The 19,921-nt window shown below is 64.0% G+C and carries 17 protein-coding genes; 10 read left to right on the top strand and 7 right to left on the bottom strand.

Features of this window, described 5'->3' with window-relative positions; translation table 11 throughout:
• Nucleotides 1–44: 44 nt before the first annotated feature.
• Nucleotides 45–959, bottom strand: a complete 915-nt coding sequence (locus tag KVG96_RS00905; RefSeq protein ID WP_085584032.1) for a LysR family transcriptional regulator — start codon at nucleotides 957–959, stop codon at nucleotides 45–47.
• 238 nt (nucleotides 960–1,197) lie between these two features.
• Here KVG96_RS00905 and KVG96_RS00910 point away from each other — a divergent pair, with 238 nt between their 5' ends.
• The 5 genes from KVG96_RS00910 to KVG96_RS00930 all read left to right on the top strand — a co-directional run bounded on the left by KVG96_RS00910 (nucleotide 1,198) and on the right by KVG96_RS00930 (nucleotide 7,090).
• Nucleotides 1,198–2,691: an aldehyde dehydrogenase gene (locus KVG96_RS00910; RefSeq protein WP_217890473.1), complete on the top strand. Its 1,494-nt coding sequence runs from the start codon at nucleotides 1,198–1,200 to the stop codon at nucleotides 2,689–2,691.
• A 31-nt stretch (nucleotides 2,692–2,722) separates the two neighbouring features.
• The gene (locus KVG96_RS00915) at nucleotides 2,723–4,093 is read left to right on the top strand and encodes an aspartate aminotransferase family protein (protein ID WP_217890474.1); all 1,371 of its coding nucleotides are present in this window, start codon (nucleotides 2,723–2,725) and stop codon (nucleotides 4,091–4,093) included.
• Nucleotides 4,094–4,465: 372 nt separating this feature from the next.
• The gene (locus KVG96_RS00920) at nucleotides 4,466–5,452 is read left to right on the top strand and encodes an ABC transporter substrate-binding protein (protein WP_217890475.1); all 987 of its coding nucleotides are present in this window, start codon (nucleotides 4,466–4,468) and stop codon (nucleotides 5,450–5,452) included.
• A 10-nt stretch (nucleotides 5,453–5,462) separates the two neighbouring features.
• Nucleotides 5,463–6,266 (top strand): ABC transporter permease, encoded by an 804-nt coding sequence (locus KVG96_RS00925; protein WP_085584040.1) that lies wholly within the window; start codon nucleotides 5,463–5,465, stop codon nucleotides 6,264–6,266.
• Complete coding sequence (locus tag KVG96_RS00930) at nucleotides 6,254–7,090, top strand: ABC transporter ATP-binding protein (protein WP_217890476.1); 837 nt, start codon at nucleotides 6,254–6,256, stop codon at nucleotides 7,088–7,090. The genes KVG96_RS00925 and KVG96_RS00930 overlap by 13 nt, the downstream gene beginning before the upstream one ends.
• A gap of 119 nt (nucleotides 7,091–7,209) precedes the next feature.
• On the opposite strand, the gene KVG96_RS00935 is transcribed toward KVG96_RS00930, so the two are convergent.
• Nucleotides 7,210–8,301 carry an endonuclease/exonuclease/phosphatase family protein gene (locus KVG96_RS00935; RefSeq protein WP_217890477.1) on the bottom strand — a complete coding sequence of 364 codons (1,092 nt, stop codon included), beginning with the start codon at nucleotides 8,299–8,301 and terminating at the stop codon, nucleotides 7,210–7,212.
• 75 nt (nucleotides 8,302–8,376) lie between these two features.
• A complete protein-coding gene (locus tag KVG96_RS00940) occupies nucleotides 8,377–9,051 on the bottom strand; it encodes a YciC family protein (protein ID WP_217890478.1) in 675 nt (224 codons plus the stop codon).
• 178 nt (nucleotides 9,052–9,229) lie between these two features.
• Here KVG96_RS00940 and KVG96_RS00945 point away from each other — a divergent pair, with 178 nt between their 5' ends.
• The 3 genes from KVG96_RS00945 to KVG96_RS00955 all read left to right on the top strand — a co-directional run bounded on the left by KVG96_RS00945 (nucleotide 9,230) and on the right by KVG96_RS00955 (nucleotide 11,290).
• Nucleotides 9,230–9,973, top strand: a complete 744-nt coding sequence (locus tag KVG96_RS00945) for a DUF2076 domain-containing protein (protein WP_217890479.1) — start codon at nucleotides 9,230–9,232, stop codon at nucleotides 9,971–9,973.
• Nucleotides 9,974–10,177: 204 nt separating this feature from the next.
• Nucleotides 10,178–10,657: a LabA-like NYN domain-containing protein gene (locus KVG96_RS00950; RefSeq protein ID WP_085584050.1), complete on the top strand. Its 480-nt coding sequence runs from the start codon at nucleotides 10,178–10,180 to the stop codon at nucleotides 10,655–10,657.
• 21 nt (nucleotides 10,658–10,678) lie between these two features.
• Entirely contained in the window at nucleotides 10,679–11,290 is a 612-nt protein-coding gene (locus tag KVG96_RS00955; protein WP_217890480.1) for a 3'-5' exonuclease, read from the top strand.
• A 21-nt stretch (nucleotides 11,291–11,311) separates the two neighbouring features.
• Here KVG96_RS00955 and KVG96_RS00960 read toward each other — a convergent pair whose 3' ends face one another.
• Both KVG96_RS00960 and KVG96_RS00965 read right to left on the bottom strand, forming a co-directional pair.
• Nucleotides 11,312–14,242 (bottom strand): P-loop NTPase fold protein, encoded by a 2,931-nt coding sequence (locus tag KVG96_RS00960; protein ID WP_217890481.1) that lies wholly within the window; start codon nucleotides 14,240–14,242, stop codon nucleotides 11,312–11,314.
• Nucleotides 14,243–14,364: 122 nt separating this feature from the next.
• Nucleotides 14,365–14,829, bottom strand: coding sequence for an Lrp/AsnC family transcriptional regulator (locus tag KVG96_RS00965; RefSeq protein WP_217890482.1), 465 nt, complete (start codon nucleotides 14,827–14,829; stop codon nucleotides 14,365–14,367).
• 164 nt (nucleotides 14,830–14,993) lie between these two features.
• On the opposite strand from KVG96_RS00965, the gene yedA reads away from it, so the two are divergent.
• Together yedA and rhlE1 are read left to right on the top strand one after the other, a co-directional pair.
• Nucleotides 14,994–15,923 carry a drug/metabolite exporter YedA gene (gene yedA / locus KVG96_RS00970; RefSeq protein ID WP_217890483.1) on the top strand — a complete coding sequence of 310 codons (930 nt, stop codon included), beginning with the start codon at nucleotides 14,994–14,996 and terminating at the stop codon, nucleotides 15,921–15,923.
• Between the two features lie 63 nt (nucleotides 15,924–15,986).
• Nucleotides 15,987–17,318: an RNA helicase RhlE1 gene (gene rhlE1 / locus KVG96_RS00975; RefSeq protein WP_217890484.1), complete on the top strand. Its 1,332-nt coding sequence runs from the start codon at nucleotides 15,987–15,989 to the stop codon at nucleotides 17,316–17,318.
• Nucleotides 17,319–17,399: 81 nt separating this feature from the next.
• On the opposite strand, the gene KVG96_RS00980 is transcribed toward rhlE1, so the two are convergent.
• Both KVG96_RS00980 and KVG96_RS00985 read right to left on the bottom strand, forming a co-directional pair.
• Complete coding sequence (locus KVG96_RS00980; protein ID WP_437180476.1) at nucleotides 17,400–18,683, bottom strand: TIGR03862 family flavoprotein; 1,284 nt, start codon at nucleotides 18,681–18,683, stop codon at nucleotides 17,400–17,402.
• A 255-nt stretch (nucleotides 18,684–18,938) separates the two neighbouring features.
• On the bottom strand, nucleotides 18,939–19,859 hold the full coding sequence (locus KVG96_RS00985) for a histone deacetylase family protein (RefSeq protein ID WP_217890485.1): 921 nt from the start codon (nucleotides 19,857–19,859) through the stop codon (nucleotides 18,939–18,941).
• Nucleotides 19,860–19,921: the final 62 nt, after the last annotated feature.

Raw genomic sequence — 19,921 nt, forward strand, 5'->3', positions numbered from 1 at the left:
CGGGCGCTGCGCCTGAGCGGGAGCAAGCGCCCTCGCCACAGCTCTCAGGCACCGGCCTTGGCGGTCAGCTGTTCGCGGCAGTAATCGGCGAACAGCTGCGCCGGTTTGGTCAGTTGCCCGCGCTTGAGCCAGGCCGCCACCAGGCCTGAGCCGGTGACGTCTTCGACGATGTCCACGCACACCACTTTCTTGCCGTCGTAGGTGCATTCCGAGTGCGGGCGGGTGACCAGGATCGAGAAGCCGAAGCCCTGGCCGACCATGCCGCGCACCATTTCGATGGACGGCGAGCTGAACTCGATCCGCGGGCTCAGGCCCAGTTCCTCGAACAGGCTGACGAAGTAGGTGCGGCTCGGCTGCACGTCCAGCAGGATCATCGGCTCCAGGCACAGGTCGCGCAGCGACACCTGCTTGAGCTGGGCGAAGCGGTGGTCCGCCGGCAGCAGCGCATACGGCCGCTGGGCCGGCATCAGGGGTTCGGTCTCGATGGTGGCGTCCAGGTCGTGCTTGTACAGGATCGCCAGGTCGAAGGTGCCGGAGGTCAGGCCCTGCACCAGCTCCTGCTGTTCGCCGTCGCGGATGCGGATCTTCACCCCCGGGTACAGCGCCGAAAACCCGGCCATCAGTTGCGGCAGGTACAGCGGCGCGACGGTCTCGAAGCAGCCGATGTCGATCTGCCCGGCCACCACGTCGTTGTCGGCCAGGGCGTTCTGTTCGAACTCCTTGGCCATGCGCAGCAATTCCTGGGCCTTGCGGAAGAACCGCGCGCCGCTGGGCGTCAGGGACACGCCCTGGGCGTGATGGCGGATCAGCAGCTGCACGCCGAAGCTGTCCTCCAGCCCCTTGATCGCCGTGGAGATCGCCGGCTGGGCGATGTACAGCTTGCGCGACGCTTCGGCGACGCTGCCGCACTCGACGGTGGTGATGAAGTACTTCAACTGACGCAGGTTGTAAGCGGCCACGGCAAACCTCAGGTCGAACGGATCTCGACATCCACGCAATTCATGTGCCGCCATCCTCCGTTCCGGCGACGGTGTTTTTTGTCCCTGAACAATAGCCTCATACGCGCGCGAGGGGTTTGTCCGCTGGTTAGCTTTTTCATTGCCTGCGAAGACATTTTTACTGGTTTTGCCGCTCGCGGGGGTGAGCGACTATCGACCGCACAAGAAGGCATCACACCTCACCAGGGAGCATCCGACCGTGTTCGAACGTGCAGACTGGCAGCGCAAGGCCGCTGTGTTGAGTTTCCCCGACCTCGCCGTGATCGGCGGCAAGCATTGCGCCGCGCAGTCGGGGCAGACCTTTGTGGCGGTCAACCCGGCGACCGGCGCGCACCTGGCGGATGTCGCCGCGTGCGGCGAGGCCGACGTCGAGGCGGCGGTGGCCAATGCGCGGCAGGCGTTCGACAGCGGCGTCTGGTCCGGGCGTTCGCCCGTGGAGCGCAAGCAGGTGCTGCTGCGGCTGGCCGAGCTGGTCCTGGCCCACCGCGATGAACTGGCGCTGCTCGATTCGCTGAACATGGGCAAACCGGTGATGGACGCCTACAACATCGACGTGCCGGGCGCCGCCGGGGTGTTGCGCTGGTACGCCGAAAGCCTCGACAAACTCTATGACCAAGTGGCGCCGAGCGCCGCGGACGTGCTGGCCACCATCACCCGCGAAGCGCTGGGCGTGGTCGCCGCCGTGGTGCCGTGGAACTTCCCGCTGGACATGGCCGTGTGGAAACTCGCCCCGGCGCTGGCGGCCGGCAACTCGGTGATCCTCAAGCCCGCCGAGCAGTCGCCGTTCTCCGCGTTGCGCCTGGCCGAACTGGCGCTGGAGGCCGGGTTGCCGCCGGGCGTGCTCAACGTGCTGCCGGGGCTCGGCGAACAGGCCGGTCAGGCGCTGGGCCTGCACCCGGACGTCGATTGCCTGGTGTTCACCGGCTCGACGCAAGTGGGCAAATACTTCATGCAGTACTCGGCGCAATCGAACCTCAAACAGGTGTGGCTGGAGTGCGGCGGCAAGAGCGCCAACCTGGTGTTCGCCGATTGCCGTGACCTGGATCTGGCGGCGCAGAAAGCCGCATTCGGCATCTTTTTCAACCAGGGCGAGGTCTGTTCGGCCAACTCGCGGCTGCTGGTCGAGCGCTCGATCCACGACGAATTCGTCGAACGCCTCAAGGCGCAGGCCGAGCGCTGGCAGCCGGGGGATCCGCTGGATCCGGCGAGCGCCGCCGGGGCGATGGTCGACGGCCGTCAGACCGCGACGGTCCTGCGCTTCATCCGCGAGGCCGAGCGCGAAGGCGCGACGCTGGTCTGCGGCGGCCGGCAATTGACCTTCAACGGCTCGCAGAACTTCATCCAGCCGACGATCCTCACCGGCGTGCGGCCGTCCATGGCGCTGTTTCGCGAAGAGGTGTTCGGCCCGGTGCTGGCGGTGATCCCGTTCGACGATGAGGCCCACGCCTTGCAACTGGCCAACGACAGCGTCTACGGTCTGGCGGCGTCGCTGTGGACCGATGACCTGCACCGCGCCCACCGGGTGGCCCGGCGATTGCGGGCGGGAACGGTGTCGGTCAACAGCGTCGATGCGCTGGACGTCACCGTGCCGTTCGGCGGCGGCAAGCAGTCCGGTTTCGGCCGCGACCTGTCGCTGCATTCGTTCGACAAATACACCCAGCTGAAAACCACCTGGTTTCAGCTGCGCTCATGACAGCCGCTCACAACAAGAAGGAGATCCGGCGATGACCACCTCACGTGAAACCCGCGACTACCAGGCCGCCGATGCAGCGCACCACATTCATGCGTTCGTCGACCAGAAAGCCCTCAACGACGAAGGCCCGCGGGTGATGGTGCGCGGCGAGCGCCTGCACCTGTGGGACAACGACGGGCGGCGCTACCTGGACGGCATGTCCGGCCTGTGGTGCACCAACCTGGGCTACGGACGCCAGGACCTGAACGCCGCCGCCAGCCGGCAGCTGGAGCAGTTGCCGTACTACAACATGTTTTTCCACACCACCCACCCGCAGGTGATCGAGCTGTCCGAGCTGCTGTTCAGCCTGTTGCCGGGGCACTACAGCCACGCGATCTACACCAACTCCGGCTCCGAGGCCAACGAGGTGCTGATCCGCACGGTGCGCCGCTACTGGCAGGTGCTGGGCAAGCCCGAGAAGAAGATCATGATCGGCCGCTGGAACGGCTATCACGGTTCGACCCTGGCGGCGACGGCGCTGGGCGGGATGAAGTTCATGCACGAGATGGGCGGCATGCTGCCCGACATCGAGCACATCGACGAGCCGTACTTCTTCGCCCACGGCGGCGAGCTGACCCCGGCGGAATTCGGCCTGCGGGCGGCGCGGCAGCTGGAGGCGAAGATCCTCGAACTGGGCGCGGACAGGGTCGCCGGCTTCATCGCCGAACCGTTCCAGGGCGCGGGCGGCATGATTTTCCCGCCGGAAAGCTACTGGCCGGAGATCCAGCGCATCTGCCGTCAGTACGACGTGCTGCTGTGCGCCGATGAGGTGATCGGCGGCTTCGGCCGCACCGGCGAATGGTTCGCCCACGAGCATTTCGGCTTCGAGCCGGACACCCTGTCCATCGCCAAGGGCCTGACCTCCGGCTACATCCCCATGGGCGGCCTGATCCTGTCGAAGCGGATGGCCGAAGTGCTGGTGGAGCAGGGCGGGGTGTTCGCGCACGGCCTGACCTATTCCGGGCACCCGGTGGCGGCGGCGGTGGCCATCGCCAACCTCAAGGCGTTGCGCGACGAGGGCGTGGTGACGCGGGTCAAGGACGACATCGGGCCGTACCTGCAGCAGTGCCTGCGCGAGGTCTTCGGCAACCACCCGCTGGTGGGCGACATCCAGGGCGCGGGCATGGTGGCGGCGCTGCAACTGGCCGAGGACAAGGCCACCCGCAAGCGCTTCGCCAACGAGAACGACATCGCCTGGCGCTGCCGCACGATCGGCTTCGAGGAAGGCGTGATCATCCGCTCGACCCTGGGCCGGATGATCATGGCGCCGGCGCTGATCGCCAGCCGTGAAGAGATTGATGAGCTGGTGGGCAAGACCCTCAAGGCGCTGGACCGTACGGCGCAGGAATACGGTCGCCTCTGAGACCGTCGTTCGGCTCAAGGGCCTCATCGCGGGCAAGCCCGCTCCCACACGGGATCTGTGCCAGGCACGAATCCCCTGTGGGAGCGGGCTTGCCCGCGATGGCGGCCGTCCATTCAACGCACTTGCAACGTTTTGCACCCCTTCCGGGCACCCCCGCCCGCAGCGCCCTTTCGCGGTGCCGCCTACCCAGTTTTTTCATCGTTCGCGTCTAACTATTTCCTCGTTTTCCTGACGCCTGGCCTGGGTCAACATCGATTCGGCCAGCGCAACGCGTTGCCCGCCAGAGTCCGCAGAGACCGCAGCGGACAACCGCCCGAACGCCGCTGGCCGTACTGCCCATGACAACTAAATCAACAGCGTTGGGAGTGCTCCATGATCCAGTCCTTGTTCACCCGTCTTGCTTGTCCCCTGGCGGTCACCGCCATCGCCGCCTCGGCCGCCACTGGCGTCCAGGCCGGCACCCTGTCGATCGGCCACACCACGTGGGTCGGCTACGGCACCCTGTACCTGGCCCAGGACCTGGGCTACTTCAAGGAAAACGGCCTGACCGTCGAACTGCCGGTGGTCGAGGAAGCCTCGATGTACATGGCCGCCCAGGCCTCCGGCCAACTGTCCGGCTCGGCCTCCACCATCGATGAAGTGCTCAAGTACCGCCCGCAGTTCTGCTTCAAGGCCGTGGCCGCGCTGGACGACAGCCATGGCGGCGACGGCGTGCTGGTGGGCAAGCACGTCAAGAGCCTGCAAGAGCTCAAGGGCCAGGCCGTGGCCGTCAACGAAGGCTCGACCTCGCAGTTCTGGCTGTCGTACCTGCTGAAGAAAAACGGCATGAGCATGAGCGACATCACCGTGCAGAACATGACCGCCGACGACGCCGCCACCGCGTTCATCGCCGGGCGCGTGCCGGCCGCCGTGACCTGGGAGCCGCACCTGTCGATGGTGCGCGACAAGCAGCAGGGCAAGGTGCTGATCGACAGCAGCAGCACGCCGGGCGTGATCGTCGATGTGGTGGCGCTCAATTGCTCGGTGATCGAGAAGCAGCCGCAGGACGTCAAGGCGCTGGTCGCCGGCCTGTACAAGGCCGTGCAGTACACCAAGGACCATCCGCAGAAGGCCTACGAAATCATGGCCAAGGGCGTGGGCGGTTACCTGTCCGATCCGAAGGCGCTGGCCGCCGCCGCCCAGGGCGTGCGCTTCTACGACCAGGCCATGAGCGAGAAGCTGTTGGGCAAGCCGGGCGAGCCGGGCGACAGCGAACCGCTGATCAAGCTGGCCAACGAGACCGCCAGCGAACTGCAAGGCAAACCGTTCAATGTCAGCAACGACGATCTGGTGGACAACCGTTTCGTCAGCCCGCTCTAGGAGGCCGGTCATGTTCAAGCGCAATTCGTGGCTGAGCCGCTGCATCACGCCCAAGACCGGTTTGCCGGTGCCGGTGGTGTGGAGCGCCAGCGGCCTGGCCTGGGTGTTGTTGGTGGGCCTGTGGGCCGGGCTGTCCTACGGCGGCGTCGTGCCGGGCATGTTCTTGCCGACCCCCGGCGCGGTGGTGGAAGCGGCCCTGCGCCTGAGCCGCGACGGCACCCTCGGCCAGCATGTCTGGGCCAGTGTCGAGGTGGTGATGGTCGGCTTCATCGTGTCGTCGCTGGTGGCGGTGCCGCTGGGGCTGCTGATGGGCAGTTTCCGCATCGTCCAGGCGTTCCTCGAACCGATGGTCAATTTCATCCGCTACCTGCCGGTGACCTCGTTCGTGCCGCTGTTCATCCTGTGGATCGGCATCGGCCTGGAGCAGCGGGTGTCGGTGATCATCTTCGGCGTGTTCTTCCAGCAACTGGTGATGGTGGCGGACGTGTCCAAGGGCATCTCCAAGGATCTGATCAACGCCTCCTACACCCTGGGCTCCAACCGCCGCGACGCGGTGCTGCACGTGATCGCCCCGGCCTCGCTGCCCGGTGTGCTCGACACCTTGCGGGTGACCATGGGCTGGGCCTGGACCTACCTGGTGGTGGCCGAGCTGGTCGCCGCCTCCAGCGGCCTGGGTTACCTGAGCCTCAAGGCCATGCGCGGCTTTCAGGTGGATGTGATCTTTCTCGCCATCGCGATCATCGGCCTGCTGGGCCTGGTCACCGATCAACTGTTCCGCTTTCTGCGTTTGAGGATTGCCGCATGGGCTCAGTAACCGCCGCCAACCATCGTTTCGTCGAACCGGTCGCCGCGCCGGCCCAGGCCGCCCCGCGGTTGCAGGTGGACAAGGTCAGCCTGCGCTACAGCAAGCCCGGCGGCGGCACGTTCACCGCGCTGGAGGAAGTGTCGTTCGAGGTGCCGGACCAGCAGTTCGCGGTGCTGGTGGGGCCGTCGGGCTGCGGCAAGTCGAGCCTTTTGTACCTCACCGCCGGGCTGGCCGAACCCACCGGCGGCCAGATCTACGTCGGCGGCCAGCAGGTGCAGGGCCCCGGCGCGGACCGCGGCATGGTGTTCCAGAGCTACACGCTGTTCCCGTGGCTGACGGTGCGCCAGAACGTCGAGTTCGGCCTCAAGCGCCGGGGCCTGCCGGCGGCGCGGCGCAAGGAGATCGTCGACCACTACGTGCATGAGGTCGGCCTGTCCGGGTTCGCCGACAACTACGCCAAGCAGCTGTCCGGCGGCATGATGCAGCGGGTGGCGATTGCCCGGGCGCTGGCCAACGATCCGCAGATCCTGCTGATGGACGAGCCCTTCGGCGCCCTCGACAGCCAGACCCGCCTGCAGATGCAGCAACTGCTGCTGCGGGTGTGGGGCAACAGCAAGAAGACCGTGCTGTTCGTGACCCACGACATCGACGAGGCCATCCTGCTCGGCGACCGGGTCTACGTGATGGGCGCCAGGCCCGGGCGGATCAAGCAGATCCTCGACGTGCCGATCGAACGCCCGCGTTCGCTGGACATGGTCATGGAGCGCTCGTTCATCGACATGAAGCGGCAGATCTTCGGGCTGCTGCACGACGACCTCGATGAGGCCCACTGAAAGTCCCGCACACCCCTAAGACAGGTAGGGGCGAGCCTGCTCGCGATGACGGCGTGTCGGTCGGCGCAGAAGCCGGACCGCCGCCCGGAGCCGGCCTGCTCGCTCAAGGATGACGGTGGTCAGGGGGTAGGCGGCAACAGGAACCGCGCGACCATCGGCAAATGGTCGGAAATGCGCAAGGTGTCGTCCTGGCGCACGCGAGCCTCGACCCGTTTGACCTTTGGGCTGTGGAACAGGAAGTCCACCGTGCGGTCCGGGCCGTTCAGGGCCGGATCGTTGGGGTAGTGGGTCAGCCATTGGGCGCGGTCGATGCCGCCGGCCTCGTTGTTGGTCGGGATCATCGGGTACTTGTCCCACAGCAGGTGCAGCGCACTGTCGGCGGCGTAGGGCGTGCGCTGCTCCGCCGGCAGGCGCCGGTACTGGCCCAGGGGCAACAGGTTGAAGTCGCCGCCGATCAGCCACGCGATGCCGTGGCTTTCGTGCTTGTCGAGCACCTTGGCCACCGCCGTCACTTGCGCCTGGGCGGTGTCGGAGGAGGCCTCTGTGGAGGGCCGGGCACGTTCCAACAGGGTGTTGAGCACCACCAGTTGGCCGCCGTCGCTCAAGGGCAGCGCCGTGCTGAGCAAGGCGTTTTTCGGTTGGAACTGGCGACTGATGACGTTGGCCGGCGCCACCGGCAGTTGCAGGCGTTCGGCGTGTTCGATGCGGTAGCGGGAGAGGGTGGCGAGCTGCCGGCCGACGCTGCCGAAGATGTGCGGGTCGGGGACGAAATCGGCCTTCCAGTCGAAGGCGTGGGCGCTGCACGGGTAGAGGTCGGTGAGGCGTTCCTGCAACAGCTTCAGTTGGTTCCGGTAGCCGCTGGCCTTGGCGCCGTCGTCCAGTTCCTGCAACAGCACGATGTCGGGCTGCTCGTCGCGGACCACCCGCGCCACTTCGTCGAGGCTGAAGGCCATGTCGTCGGCGGTCGGGGCTTCATCCTCGCCGTGGGCCAGGTCGTTCCAGAACACGTAGCGCTTGCCGGCCAGGTACTGGACGTTCCAGGTCATCACCTTGAGCGCCTGGCCGGGCACCAGCACCGGCGGTTGCCCGGAGCAACCGACCGGCAAGGTTTCCCGGGCGTCGGGGCGCCAGGTCAGGCTGTAGACCGCAATCCCGGCAAGGGCGGCGGCGAACAGCACGGGCAGCAGGATGTAGCGCAGCAGTCGGGTCATGGCTCAACGCATCGCGTTCTGCAAAGTGGCCCCGAGCATAACCGAGACCCGTCGCCGGGCCCAAGGCCAGAGCGGTCAGACCGTTCCGTTTCGCTTGTCGGGCAGTTCGCTGATGAGCATGAACAGACGGAACAGCACCACGCTGGTGAACAGTTGCAGGAAGCTCTGGGCGCTGTCGATCAGCACCGCGACCAGCGGGTTCTGCGGCTCGGGGTAGACCTGCAGGGTCATGCCCTTGAGCAGCCACAGCGGCCCCATCACGCACAGGATGCAACCCAGGATCCGCAGGAAGTGCCCGCGGGTCAGGCGCAGGCTTTCCTTCATCGCCTGCAGCGGGCCGAAGCCGCGCAGCACCAGCAGGTACTCGCCGAACGCCAGGGTGACCATCAGCCACAGCCCCGGCAGGAAATACAGCGACAGGCCGAGCAGGATCAGCAGGGTGTTGAGGGCGGTCAGCACCGCGAAGCGCGGCCACAGGCGGGCGGACATGGCCAGCAGGTCGCGCACGAGCGGGGACTCGCCGCGGGTGCGGGCGTCGAGGAACAGGATCAGGGCGGCGGTGTACAGCGGGTACACCAGCAGGCCGACGATCACGCTGATCGCGGAGACGCTGTCCGGGTCGCCGGCGCGGTCGACCATCTGCTGCAGGAACGCCTCGAAGATCACCAGCGGCAGGCACAGCTGGACGATCCGCCCCAGATGGCGTTTGAAGAAGTACAGGGAGTCGCGCAGCACATCGAAGGCATTCATCAGTCGGTATCGCAGGTCAAAAACAGTGGCTCACTTTAACCGATGACGCCTTCGGCTGCGCAAACGTAAACGTTCGGTAAAGACCATTGAAACATTCTGTCGCTGCCTCCATTACACAGGTGCGCCCCGACCGATGTGGACGGGGGCGACGTTATCCCCGGCAATCTGTGAGGTCGCCATGAACACCGAAGAACAAACCCTGATCGATGGACTGTTTTCCCGCCTGCAGCAGGCCGAGACGGAGGCAGCCCCGCGCGACGCCCAGGCCGAGGCGCGGATCAAGGAACACCTGACGCGCCAGCCGGCCGCAGGTTATTTCATGACCCAGGCGATTCTGGTGCAGGAGGCCGCCCTCAAGAGCCTCGACGAACAGAACAAGCAACTGACCCAGCAGGTCCAGCACCTGCAGGCCGAACTGCAATCGGCCAAGGCCCAGACCGCGGCCCCGGCCCCGAGCGGCGGCGGGTTCCTGTCCAGCATCTTCGGCGGCAGCCCGCGCCCGGCGGCCGCACCGGCCCAGAGCGCCGCGCCGGCCACCGGCGGCTGGCGCGAACCGGCCCCGTCGAACTACGGCGCACCGCCTGCGCAGCAGAACTTCGGCGCCCCGCCACCCAACTACGCGCCGCAGCAGGCCGCCCCTTCGGCGGGCAGCAGCTTCCTCGGCGGCGCCCTGAAGACCGCCGCCGGCGTGGCGGGCGGGGTGATGCTGGCGCAAGGCATCAGCAGCCTGTTCAGCCACAACCAGCAGCCGCAGGAAATCGTCGAGGTGATCAAGGAAGTGCCGGAGCCGGCCAGCGACCAGGGCAACAACGGCTGGGGCGACGAGCAGCGCTATGCGGGCAATGACCAGGGCGGCTTCACCGACACCGACTACGGCGACGACAACTCGTCGTTCTTCGACGACGACGATTCCTACGTCTGACCAACGGTAACGCCTACACCTTGTGGCGAGGGCGCTTGCTCCCGCTGGCGTGCGCAGCAGGCCTGTCTCTTGAAGGACGCGCCGCTTCGACGCCCGGCGGGAGCCAGCGCCCTCGCCACATTGCCGATTACTGGCATACTGAGCGCCTTTTTCGGGCCTGGCGCCTGATCCGGCTCATGCGCGTTGGCGCCCACAGGTATTCCGGTGAAAAAAATCGCAGTGTTCGCCGACGTGCAGAACCTCTACTACACCGTGCGTCAGGCCTACGGTTGCCACTTCAACTACGCGGCGCTGTGGGCGGACGTCAGCCGCCAGGGCCAGATCGTCGAGGCCTACGCCTACGCCATCGACCGCGGCGACAGCAAACAGCAGCAGTTCCAGCAGATCCTGCGCAACCTGGGCTTCACCGTGAAGCTCAAGCCCTACATCCAGCGCAGCGACGGCTCGGCCAAGGGCGACTGGGACGTGGGCATCACCCTCGACATCATGGACGCGGCCGACCACGTCGACGAAATCGTCCTGGCCTCCGGCGACGGCGACTTCGACATGCTGCTGGAGCGCGTCGCCCACAAGCACGGCGTGCAGACGGTGGCCTACGGCGTGCCGGGCCTGACCGCCAACTCACTGATCCGCGCCGCCGGCCGCTACGTGCCGATCGACGGCGCGTTGTTGCTCAAGCATTGATTTGAACGGAGCCCACCCGGTTTGGAACGCATTGCAGTCATCGACTTCGAAACCACCGGCATCTCGCCCAGCAGCAGTTGCCGCGCCACGGAAATCGCCGTGGTCATGCTGGAGAACGGACGCATCGTCGAGCGTTACCAGAGCCTGATGAACGCCGGCGTGCGCGTCCCGGCCTTCATCGAACAACTGACCGGCATCAGCAACGCCATGCTGCGCACCGCGCCCTCGGCCGAGCAGGTGATGAACGAGGTCAACGAATTCGTCGGCACCACGCCGCTGCTGGCGCACAACGCCGCGTTCGACCAGAAGTTCTGGGACTTCGAACTGGGCCGGATCAAACGCACCCGCCTGCAGAACTTCGCCTGCTCGCTGCTGCTGGCCCGGCGCCTGATGCCGGCGGCGCCGAACCACAAGCTCGGCACCCTCACCGCTTTCGCCAACCTGCCCCACACCGGCCAGGCCCACCGGGCGATGGCCGACGCCGAAATGGCGGCCAACCTGCTGGCCCACATGGCGGACGACCTGCGCAACCGGCACGGGGTGCGGGAGATTTCCCATGATTGGCTGTGCCGGTTGCAGAAGGTGCCGGCGGCGAAGGTGGGGGAGCATTTGCGGCGCTGCCGGGTGGGGTAGCGCTGCGGGCGTTCCGTCAGGTCACGGGGTTTCTGGTTCGGTGACGGTGGTTTTCTCTGGAAAGAACAGGCTGTCCAGTGCGCGGAAGGCAAGGGGCAGGTCGGTGCGGAAGGAGGGTTTCGAATAGGTTTTGTAGATCACTCTGCCTTCTTCCTTGGCAGCTCTGGCTTTTATAGCCTCATGGTTGTTCTTCCAATACTGTCCAAGTTGTACCCTGTCGAGGTTGTTCAGAATGGCTGAGAGACTGGACTCATCCTTTGGATTATTGACATCTTTGAGAGTATTGTTTGCGAAGTTCAATAGGTATTCGGAGAAGTGAAGGAGGCCGTCGGAGCTTTTCGGGTCGAAGCAAACAGAAAACAGGTATTCCGAAAAGGCCTTCGAGATTCCGTTTTTGTCTTCGCGGCCGCTTTCGTCGAAGACCCCGCAGTCATCGATGATTACGTTTCCAAACCTGGATAGGAGGATGTCTTTTATATCCTGTTTTTTGTGTTTTATCTTTTCTTCCCAAGTTTTAGTGTTCTTTGAAAGTGTGAAGGTCTCTTCGTAGCGGCCGAATAGTTTGAGTGGGTCTGTCGCATTGATTTCTTCAAGTATGTTTTTGCCGCTTTCGATGTATTGCTTTTTGAATAGGTTGAACATGAATTGACTGATTTCTCGGGCTTGATCTTTCGTCTCTTCGACATGGCCCGAGTGTAGCGGCTTTTCATTGCCGTGCAGCATGAGTGCCTGCCAAAGGCGGTTGCGCTTGGTCTTGATCGTGCAGTAGTGCCTGAAAGTCATCAGGTCAAGCAGTCCCAAGACTCCTCGCTCTGGCGAGGCCAGTCTCTCGATGATCCCGGCGTTTCCTTTTGCGTCCCCGTAGACGTGTTTGACGATGGCGGATTCCGCCGGTGAAAGATGCGAAGCGGAGTTCTGTTCTTGGCTGGTGATGTTCTCGTCAAGGAACTTCGCGATGTACCGGACAGCGGTGCTGCGAAAGTCATTGAGTTCATCGCCACCCAACAAGGAGTGCTTGGGTAGCGTGTCGATCAGATAGTAAATGATCGTGACGGCCTTCTCTGTCTCAAGCGTGCCGCTGTGGTTTGCCACGATCCGCCAGAATTCATGTTGTCCCGACTCCTTGTCCAACGGCGGAAGTACGGAAATCTGATCCAGATAGGGTTTGATGGTCGTGGTCTTGAAAAGCTTGTCTTTTTTGTTCAAAAGAAAGCGATGGGATTCCCACGAAATGGGTTTGGAAAGTTTGGCGATCAGATGGAGGTGCCTTTCCAGAGGGCGGCTCTTTCCTTGGAAAACTGCCCTGGATCGCGTCTCGGACTCCGAAAATTGGTCGGCGTCCACTTTAGGTGCGTCAAATATCCTGGATAGGAGGAAATGTATAGTTGGGGTAACGACCAGTTGTGTCTTGAAAGATTCGTAGAAGTCAGAGTTTTTTAGCTTGTTGCCTTCTGCTGTCCAGCTAAATGTTCCGGATTTTCCACTGGTTTCGCTCTCGTAAATCTTGCGAAAGGTTGCGGGTGAGTAGATGAAGATCAGTGTCAAGTGAAGAATGTCGAGCTTGTTGAAGTCGTTCTCGTTGAAATCGATTTTGTCGATGTCTAGCAGCACCAATGTGTTAATCAGTCGCTTGATCTTGCGAATGTCGCCGATGAATGGAGTGTAGCGGTGGAAATCTTTGTCGTTGAATAGGTGAGTCAGTTCGCGGGACAGTAGTTTAAGTTTGTCGGCTGCGTCGTTGGAAAGGTTTAGTGGCTTGCTCAAGGCGTTATCGAAGTAGCGTGATACAAAGTCTGCGAGATCTTGAGCGCTGAGGAATATGCTCGTTTTGATATTGACGAATTTCTCGAGGAATTCCTGGGTCTTTTCAGAGTCCGCGTTTTCCGGTGTGACGTTTATCTTTGAGGTGTCATAGCAAATAACATAGTTAATGCTAGGGAGCTGAAAGCTACGTTTTATTGAAAACAGAATGCTTTTGGCCGATGACCAATGCATGCGATCAAGGTCGTCAACAACGACGATAATTCTTGCATTGATGTTTTTTAGGACAAATTTCATTTCCTCAAGGGTCGAGTCTATCGAGTCGCTGTTGAGCGAAAGCGTCGTTTTTATGTCGAGCAAAGAAGTCTTTTTCTTGTCCTTGACCAGATTTTCGTAACGCTTGAACAGCGGGCGCAACGACGGGGCGAAAACATGCTGTTGAATCGTGCTAATGAGATCGTCGATGAATTTCTCTGTGAGGTCTGTACCATCTTCGTAGCGCAAGGGCTCGAAGTGATGGACGATGATGCGTCCGCCCTTATTTTTCCAGTAATTGCAGCAAAGCTTCACGAAGCTAGATTTTCCCGCCCCCCAAGGCGCATCGATGCCGAATACCAGGCTTTCGGATGAACCACCGTTGAGGACGCGTTCTGCGAAAATGTCGGCGCGATCTTTGATGTCCAGTAGATCTTCCTCTGACTTCTCGATCTCGCGGTCGCTGATGAAGTACGGGTGAGCTTCGCCTTTGCGGAACGTTTGCAGAAAAGCTCTGATCATCGCGACCCACGCAATGATCACAGGCGAAGCGGACAGACAGACGAGTTGCGAGAAGTTCAGCTTCTCCAGGTGTTTTGCATAGAACTCGTTGCCGAACCCGTCGCTGCTGAACGAAAGGTAAAAGCCGAGCAGGGTGACGAGCAGCAAGTCGAACCGGTAGCTTTTGATCAGCTTGCTTGACGCCTTGAGGGTGCCTCGGCTGACGACATAGATCAGGCAGGAAGCGACGCCGAATGCCGCAAGCGCGAGGATCCAGGCATCCAGCTGCAACGACACGAGATGTTTGTTCAGCAGAACCCCGATGATTCGGCCGATGGCCCAGGCCTCGCCGGCAAGGATGCCGGAGAGGAAAAACTGCAGGAGGGGGGTGATTTCGCTGCCGCGCAGTCCTTTGCTGTATTCCGAGAAGCGCATTCTCTTTCCTTGTAGATTCCCGATTGCTGCGTGGAGGCCGACAACGGTGGCCCTTCAGCGTGATGTCAGAATGTTATCTGCGCCCGAGCGTTTACCCAAGCAACGGAGCCTTCAACGCGCGATCAGTCGGCTGCGCTTTTCGGCGCACCTTCGATATGCCCCAACGGCACCCGCTTCTCTATCGCGCTCGACAGCACGATGGACGTCTTGCTGAAACCGAATTTCGCCACCCGGTCGATCAGTTGCTCCAGCTCCGGCATGGAGCCCACCGCCGCCTGCATGATCACGCAGGGGTCGCCGGTGACGCGGTGGCATTCGGTGAGCTGCGGAATTTTGATCAGGTCGTCGTAGGCCTTCTGGTTGCCGTGCTGGTTCAGGCGCAGTTCGATGACGCAGCGGATCGGCAGGCCGAGCTTGGCCATGTCGACTTTGGCCTGATAGCCGGTGATCACGCCGCTGGCCTCCAGTTTGGCCACGCGCTCGGCCACGGCGGGGGCGGAGAGGTTCACTTTGCGGGCGAGGTCGGCGTAGGACGCGCGACCGTTTTCCAGCAGGGCGCCGAGCAGCATGCGGTCGTACTTGTCCATGGGCGGACTCCTGAAAAGGCCAGACTTTCGAAATGACGGTTGATCGGCGTGATCTCCGTGATTTCAAAAGTGTACCGGTGCGATAAACAGGTTTTGTAACTTATTTTTAGCGGTTGGCCTTTCTAGAATAGGCGGTCTCCCTGCCTTGATGCCGAGTTGCTCCCATGTCTGCCGTGCGCCGTTTTTCCCTGCCGTTGATCGCCGCGTTCTTTGCGCTGTACGTGATATGGGGATCGACCTACCTGGTGATCCGTCTCGGCGTCGAGCATTGGCCGCCACTGATGCTCGGCGGCGTGCGCTTCGTGATCGCCGGCAGCCTGATGTACGGATTCCTGCGCTGGCGCGGGGTGCCGGCGCCGACCTGGGCGCAGTGGAAGGCGGCGGGGCTGATCGGGATCCTGCTGCTGAGCTTCGGCAACGGCGCGGTGACGGTGGCCGAACACACCGGCGTGGCCTCAGGCGTGGCGGCGCTGGCCGTGGCGACGGTGCCGCTGTTCACCTTGCTCTTCGGCTACTTCTGGGGCGCGCGCAACACCCGCCTGGAATGGGCCGGGGTGGCGATGGGGATCCTCGGCATCGCGATGCTCAACATGGGCTCCAACCTGCAGTCCAGTCCGCTGGGGGCGGCGCTGCTGATCTTCGCGGCGGCGGCCTGGGCCTTCGGCTCGGTGTGGAGCAAGCACTTGCCGCTGCCCCAGGGCGCCATGGCCAGCGCGGCGGAGATGCTCGTCGGCGGCGTGGTGCTGCTGATCGGCAGCGCGGCCAGCGGCGAGCGCCTGGAGGCCATGCCGCCGCTGGACGGCTGGCTGGCGCTGGCGTACCTGATCTTCTTCGGCTCGATCATCGCCTTCAACGCCTACATGTACCTGCTCAAGCACGTGCGCCCGGCGGCGGCCACCAGTTATGCCTACGTCAATCCGGCGGTGGCGGTGCTGCTGGGGATCGTGTTTGTGGGCGAGACCATCGGCGTCGAGGAAGCGTTGGCGATGCTGGTGATCATCAGCGCGGTGGTGCTGATCGGCCTGCCGCAATGGCGGCGGGGGGCGGAGCGTCCGGCGGTCGCGGCGGCGCCGACAGAATCCCGGGCGAATTAGGGTAAACTGCGCGCCATTGCACACTCGTTGCACCTTTGCGCTGAATTTTCCTACGGTACTCCCATGACTTTCGCCACCCTTGGCCTGATCGAACCTCTGCTGCGCGCCCTCGAGACGCTCGGCTACCAGACCCCGACGCCGGTGCAGGCCCAGGCCGTTCCGGCAGTGCTGGCCGGCCGCGACCTGATGGCGGCGGCCCAGACCGGCACCGGCAAGACCGCCGGTTTCGCCTTGCCGCTGCTGCAACTGTTGACGATGGAAGGGCCGAAGGTCGCCGCCAACTCGGTGCGCGCGCTGATCCTGGTGCCGACCCGCGAGCTGGCCGAGCAGGTTCACGAGGCCGTGCGCCAGTACGCCGGGCACCTGCCGCTGCGCACCTACGCGGTGTACGGCGGCGTCAGCATCAACCCGCAGATGATGAAGCTGCGCGGCGGCGTCGACCTGCTGGTGGCGACCCCGGGCCGTCTGCTCGACCTGTTCCGCCAGAACGCACTGAAGTTCAACCAGTTGCAGACCCTGGTGCTGGACGAAGCCGACCGCATGCTCGACCTGGGCTTTTCCGAAGAGCTGGCGAACATTTACCGCGCCCTGCCGAAGAAACGTCAGACGCTGCTGTTCTCCGCGACCTTCTCCGACGACATTCGCCTGCTGGCCGGGCAGATGCTCAACGATCCGCTGAGCATCGAGGTCAGCCCGCGCAACGTCGCCGCCAACACCGTCAAGCAATGGGTGGTGACGGTGGACAAGAAGCGCAAGTCCGAACTGTTCGTGCACCTGATGCGCAAGAACAAGTGGAAGCAGGTGCTGGTGTTCGCCAAGACCCGCAACGGCGTCGATGCGCTGGTGGAGAAGCTCCAGGGCCTGGGCGTGAACGCCGACGGCATCCACGGCGACAAGCCCCAGGCGACCCGGCAGCGGGCGCTGGACCGCTTCAAGCTCGGCGAGGTGCAGATCCTGGTGGCCACCGACGTGGCGGCCCGGGGCCTGGACATCGAAGACCTGCCGCTGGTGGTCAACTTCGATTTGCCGATCGTGGCCGAAGACTACATCCACCGCATCGGCCGTACCGGCCGGGCGGGCTCCACCGGCCAGGCGATTTCGCTGGTGTGCGCCGATGAGGTGAACCTGCTGTCGGCCATCGAGATGCTGACGCGCCAGACGCTCAAGCGCGAGAACGAACCGGACTTCGAACCGGATCATCGCGTTCCGGACACCGACGCCAGCGGCCAGGTGATCAAGAAGCCGAAGAAACCGAAAAAACCGAAAGTGACCGGCGGCAAGCGCAACCTGGGCAAGTGGGTGGACAGCGGCGACACGGCGGTGTCGGAACCTGCGATAAAGCCTGTGCGAAAAGTACCGGCGTTCAACACCGGGCCTCGTAAGAGGAAGCCTTGATGGCAGCGGCAAGCTACAAGCTACAAGCTACAAGCTACAAGCCAGCTTGCGGCTTGCGGCTTGCGGCTTGCAGCTTGCCGCTTATAGCTTGCCGCTGCTCCTGAGCCAATCAATCATTCCGAGCCCCGCCGTCCGCCCGCTGGCGAAACACGCCGTCAGCAGATAGCCCCCGGTCGGCGCTTCCCAGTCGAGCATCTCGCCGGCGCAGAACACTCCCGGCAACGCCTTGAGCATCAGCCGTTCATCCATGGCCTCGAACGTTACGCCGCCGGCGCTGCTGATCGCTTCGTCCAGCGGGCGCGTCTTCACCAGCGTCAGCGGCAGGGCCTTGATCGCCCGGGCGAGCAGCGCCGGGTCGGCGAAGGTCTGGGCGTCGGTCAGTTCCCGCAGCAGTGCCGCCTTCACCCCGTCGATCCCGAGCTGGCTGTGCAGATGCTTGGCCATCGAGCGCGAGCCGCGGGGTTTGCTCAAGGCGGCCTGGATCTTATCCACAGGCCGGCCCGGCAGCAGGTCGATGTGCACAACGGCTGCGCCGTGGCGGTTGATCGCCTCGCGGATCGGCGCCGACAGCGCGTAGACCAGGCTGCCTTCGATGCCGGTGGCGGTGATGACGCATTCGCCCAGGCGCGGGGTGTCGTCGTTCAGGCCGATGCCGATGTTCTTCAGCGGTGCGCCGGCGAATTTGCTGACCATCAGATCGCTCCACGCCGACACCTCGAAGCCGCAATTGCTCGGCTGCAACGGCGCCAGTCCTACGCCGTGTTGCTCCAACGCCAGCATCCAGGCACCGTCCGAGCCCAGGCGCGACCAACTGCCGCCGCCGAGGGCGAGCAGGGTGGCGTCGGGGGTGAGGGTCTTTTCGCCGTCGGGGCTGTCGAGGCGCAGTGCGCCGTTGGCGTCCCAGCCGATCCAGCGGTGGCGGGTGTGGATAACTACGCCGCCGTCGCGCAGGCGCTTGAGCCAGGCGCGCAACAGAGGTGCGGCTTTCATGTCGGTGGGGAACACCCGGCCGGAACTGCCGATGAAGGTGTCGATGCCCAGCCCGTGGATCCAGCGGCACAGCGCGTCGGCGTCGAAGGCCCGCAGCAGCGGGGCGATCTGCGGGGCGCGCTCGGCGTAGCGGGAGAGGAACGCCGGGTACGCTTCGGAATGGGTGATGTTCATGCCGCCGACCCCGGCCAGCAGGAATTTGCGGCCCACCGAGGGCATGCCGTCGTACAGGTCGACGCGCACTCCGGCCTGGCTCAGCACCTCGGCGGCCATCAGGCCGGCGGGGCCGCCGCCGATGATGGCGACGTGGTGGGGGGCGGTGGAGGCGGGCTGGGTCATGGCGTGCGCTGCGGTCTGGCGGGAAGAGGCGCGCATTCTACCAGCCGCGACCCCTGTAGGAGCGAGCCTGCTCGCGATGGCGACGGCACATCCGGCATCGATGGGGCAGAAAGAGCGCTATCGCCAGCAGGCTGGCCCCCGTGTTCGCTTTTAGGGCTCCGCCGGGCGGAGTCAGGCGCTGGTCAAAAAATAACCATCGCGCTGCAGGCCAAGGTCAGCGGGGGCTGTAGTCCCTTTCGCGCAGGTTATCCACAGGCCGTTCCACAGCGATTGTGGGTAACGCAGCACAACTCAATGACAACCGGATGACTGCCAGACCCGCTGCGCGCTGTGGTGCAGGATACCGTGACGGCGGGCGAGGGCCTGGCGGTCCTTGCTGTAGCCGCCGCCGATGACGCCGACCACCGGGATGTCACGGCCCAGGCAATGGCGCATCACGCTTTCGTCCCGGGCGGCCACGCCGGCGTCGGTCAGTTGCAGGTAGCCGAGGGCGTCGTCCTTGTGCACATCGACGCCGGCGTCGTACAGCACCAGATCCGGCTGGTAGAGCGGCAGCAGGTAGTTGAGGGCATCGTCGACGACGCGCAGGTAATCGGCGTCGCCCATGCCGTTGGGCAGCGGGATGTCCCAGTCGCTTTCGGCCTTGCGTGCGGGAAAGTTCTTCTCGCAATGCAGGGAAACGGTGATCGCCTCCGGGGTGTCGTGCAGGATCCGGGCGGTGCCGTCGCCCTGGTGCACGTCGCAGTCGAAGATCAGCACCCGGTTCACCCGGCCGCTCTGCAACAGGTAATGGCTGATGATCGCCAGGTCGTTGAAGATGCAGAACCCCGCGGGGTAGTCGTAGTGGGCGTGGTGGGTGCCGCCGGCCAGGTGGCAGGCCAGGCCGTGCTCCAGCGCCTTTTCCGCCGCCAGGATCGAACCGCCCACCGCCCGCACCGTGCGCCGGGCCAGCGCTTCGTTCCACGGCAGGCCGAGGCGGCGCTGGTCTTCGCGGGACAGTTCGCCGCTCATGTAGCGCTCGATGTAGTCGCGGTCATGGGCCAGGGCGAGGATCTCCGGCGGGCACAGCTGCGGGCGCAGCAGGTCTTCGTCGCGGGTCAGGCCGCTGTCCACCAGGTGGTCGCGCAGTAGGCGGAACTTGTCCATGGGGAACCGGTGATCCGCCGGGAAGTCGGGGCTGTAGTCGTCGTGGTAGATCAACGGTAATGGCATGGAGAAATCATGTAGGCACGCAAGGAAAGAATCACGGATCCTACCAGCGATGTAGACTGGCG

Source organism: Pseudomonas ekonensis (genome assembly GCF_019145435.1).
Lineage (GTDB): Bacteria > Pseudomonadota > Gammaproteobacteria > Pseudomonadales > Pseudomonadaceae > Aquipseudomonas > Aquipseudomonas ekonensis.

What these genes read in the sequence shown, in the direction of transcription:
- yedA (WP_217890483.1), top strand. Translation starts at nt 14,994, where the DNA reads ATGTCTGCCGTGCGCCGTTTTTCCCTGCCGTTGATCGCCGCGTTCTTT.
- KVG96_RS00940 (WP_217890478.1), bottom strand. Translation starts at nt 9,051, where the DNA reads ATGAATGCCTTCGATGTGCTGCGCGACTCCCTGTACTTCTTCAAACGC.
- KVG96_RS00935 (WP_217890477.1), bottom strand. Translation starts at nt 8,301, where the DNA reads ATGACCCGACTGCTGCGCTACATCCTGCTGCCCGTGCTGTTCGCCGCC.
- KVG96_RS00985 (WP_217890485.1), bottom strand. Translation starts at nt 19,859, where the DNA reads ATGCCATTACCGTTGATCTACCACGACGACTACAGCCCCGACTTCCCG.
- KVG96_RS00980 (WP_437180476.1), bottom strand. Translation starts at nt 18,683, where the DNA reads ATGCGCGCCTCTTCCCGCCAGACCGCAGCGCACGCCATGACCCAGCCC.
- KVG96_RS00920 (WP_217890475.1), top strand. Translation starts at nt 4,466, where the DNA reads ATGATCCAGTCCTTGTTCACCCGTCTTGCTTGTCCCCTGGCGGTCACC.
- KVG96_RS00930 (WP_217890476.1), top strand. Translation starts at nt 6,254, where the DNA reads ATGGGCTCAGTAACCGCCGCCAACCATCGTTTCGTCGAACCGGTCGCC.
- KVG96_RS00915 (WP_217890474.1), top strand. Translation starts at nt 2,723, where the DNA reads ATGACCACCTCACGTGAAACCCGCGACTACCAGGCCGCCGATGCAGCG.
- KVG96_RS00965 (WP_217890482.1), bottom strand. Translation starts at nt 14,829, where the DNA reads ATGGACAAGTACGACCGCATGCTGCTCGGCGCCCTGCTGGAAAACGGT.
- KVG96_RS00960 (WP_217890481.1), bottom strand. Translation starts at nt 14,242, where the DNA reads ATGCGCTTCTCGGAATACAGCAAAGGACTGCGCGGCAGCGAAATCACC.
- rhlE1 (WP_217890484.1), top strand. Translation starts at nt 15,987, where the DNA reads ATGACTTTCGCCACCCTTGGCCTGATCGAACCTCTGCTGCGCGCCCTC.
- KVG96_RS00925 (WP_085584040.1), top strand. Translation starts at nt 5,463, where the DNA reads ATGTTCAAGCGCAATTCGTGGCTGAGCCGCTGCATCACGCCCAAGACC.
- KVG96_RS00945 (WP_217890479.1), top strand. Translation starts at nt 9,230, where the DNA reads ATGAACACCGAAGAACAAACCCTGATCGATGGACTGTTTTCCCGCCTG.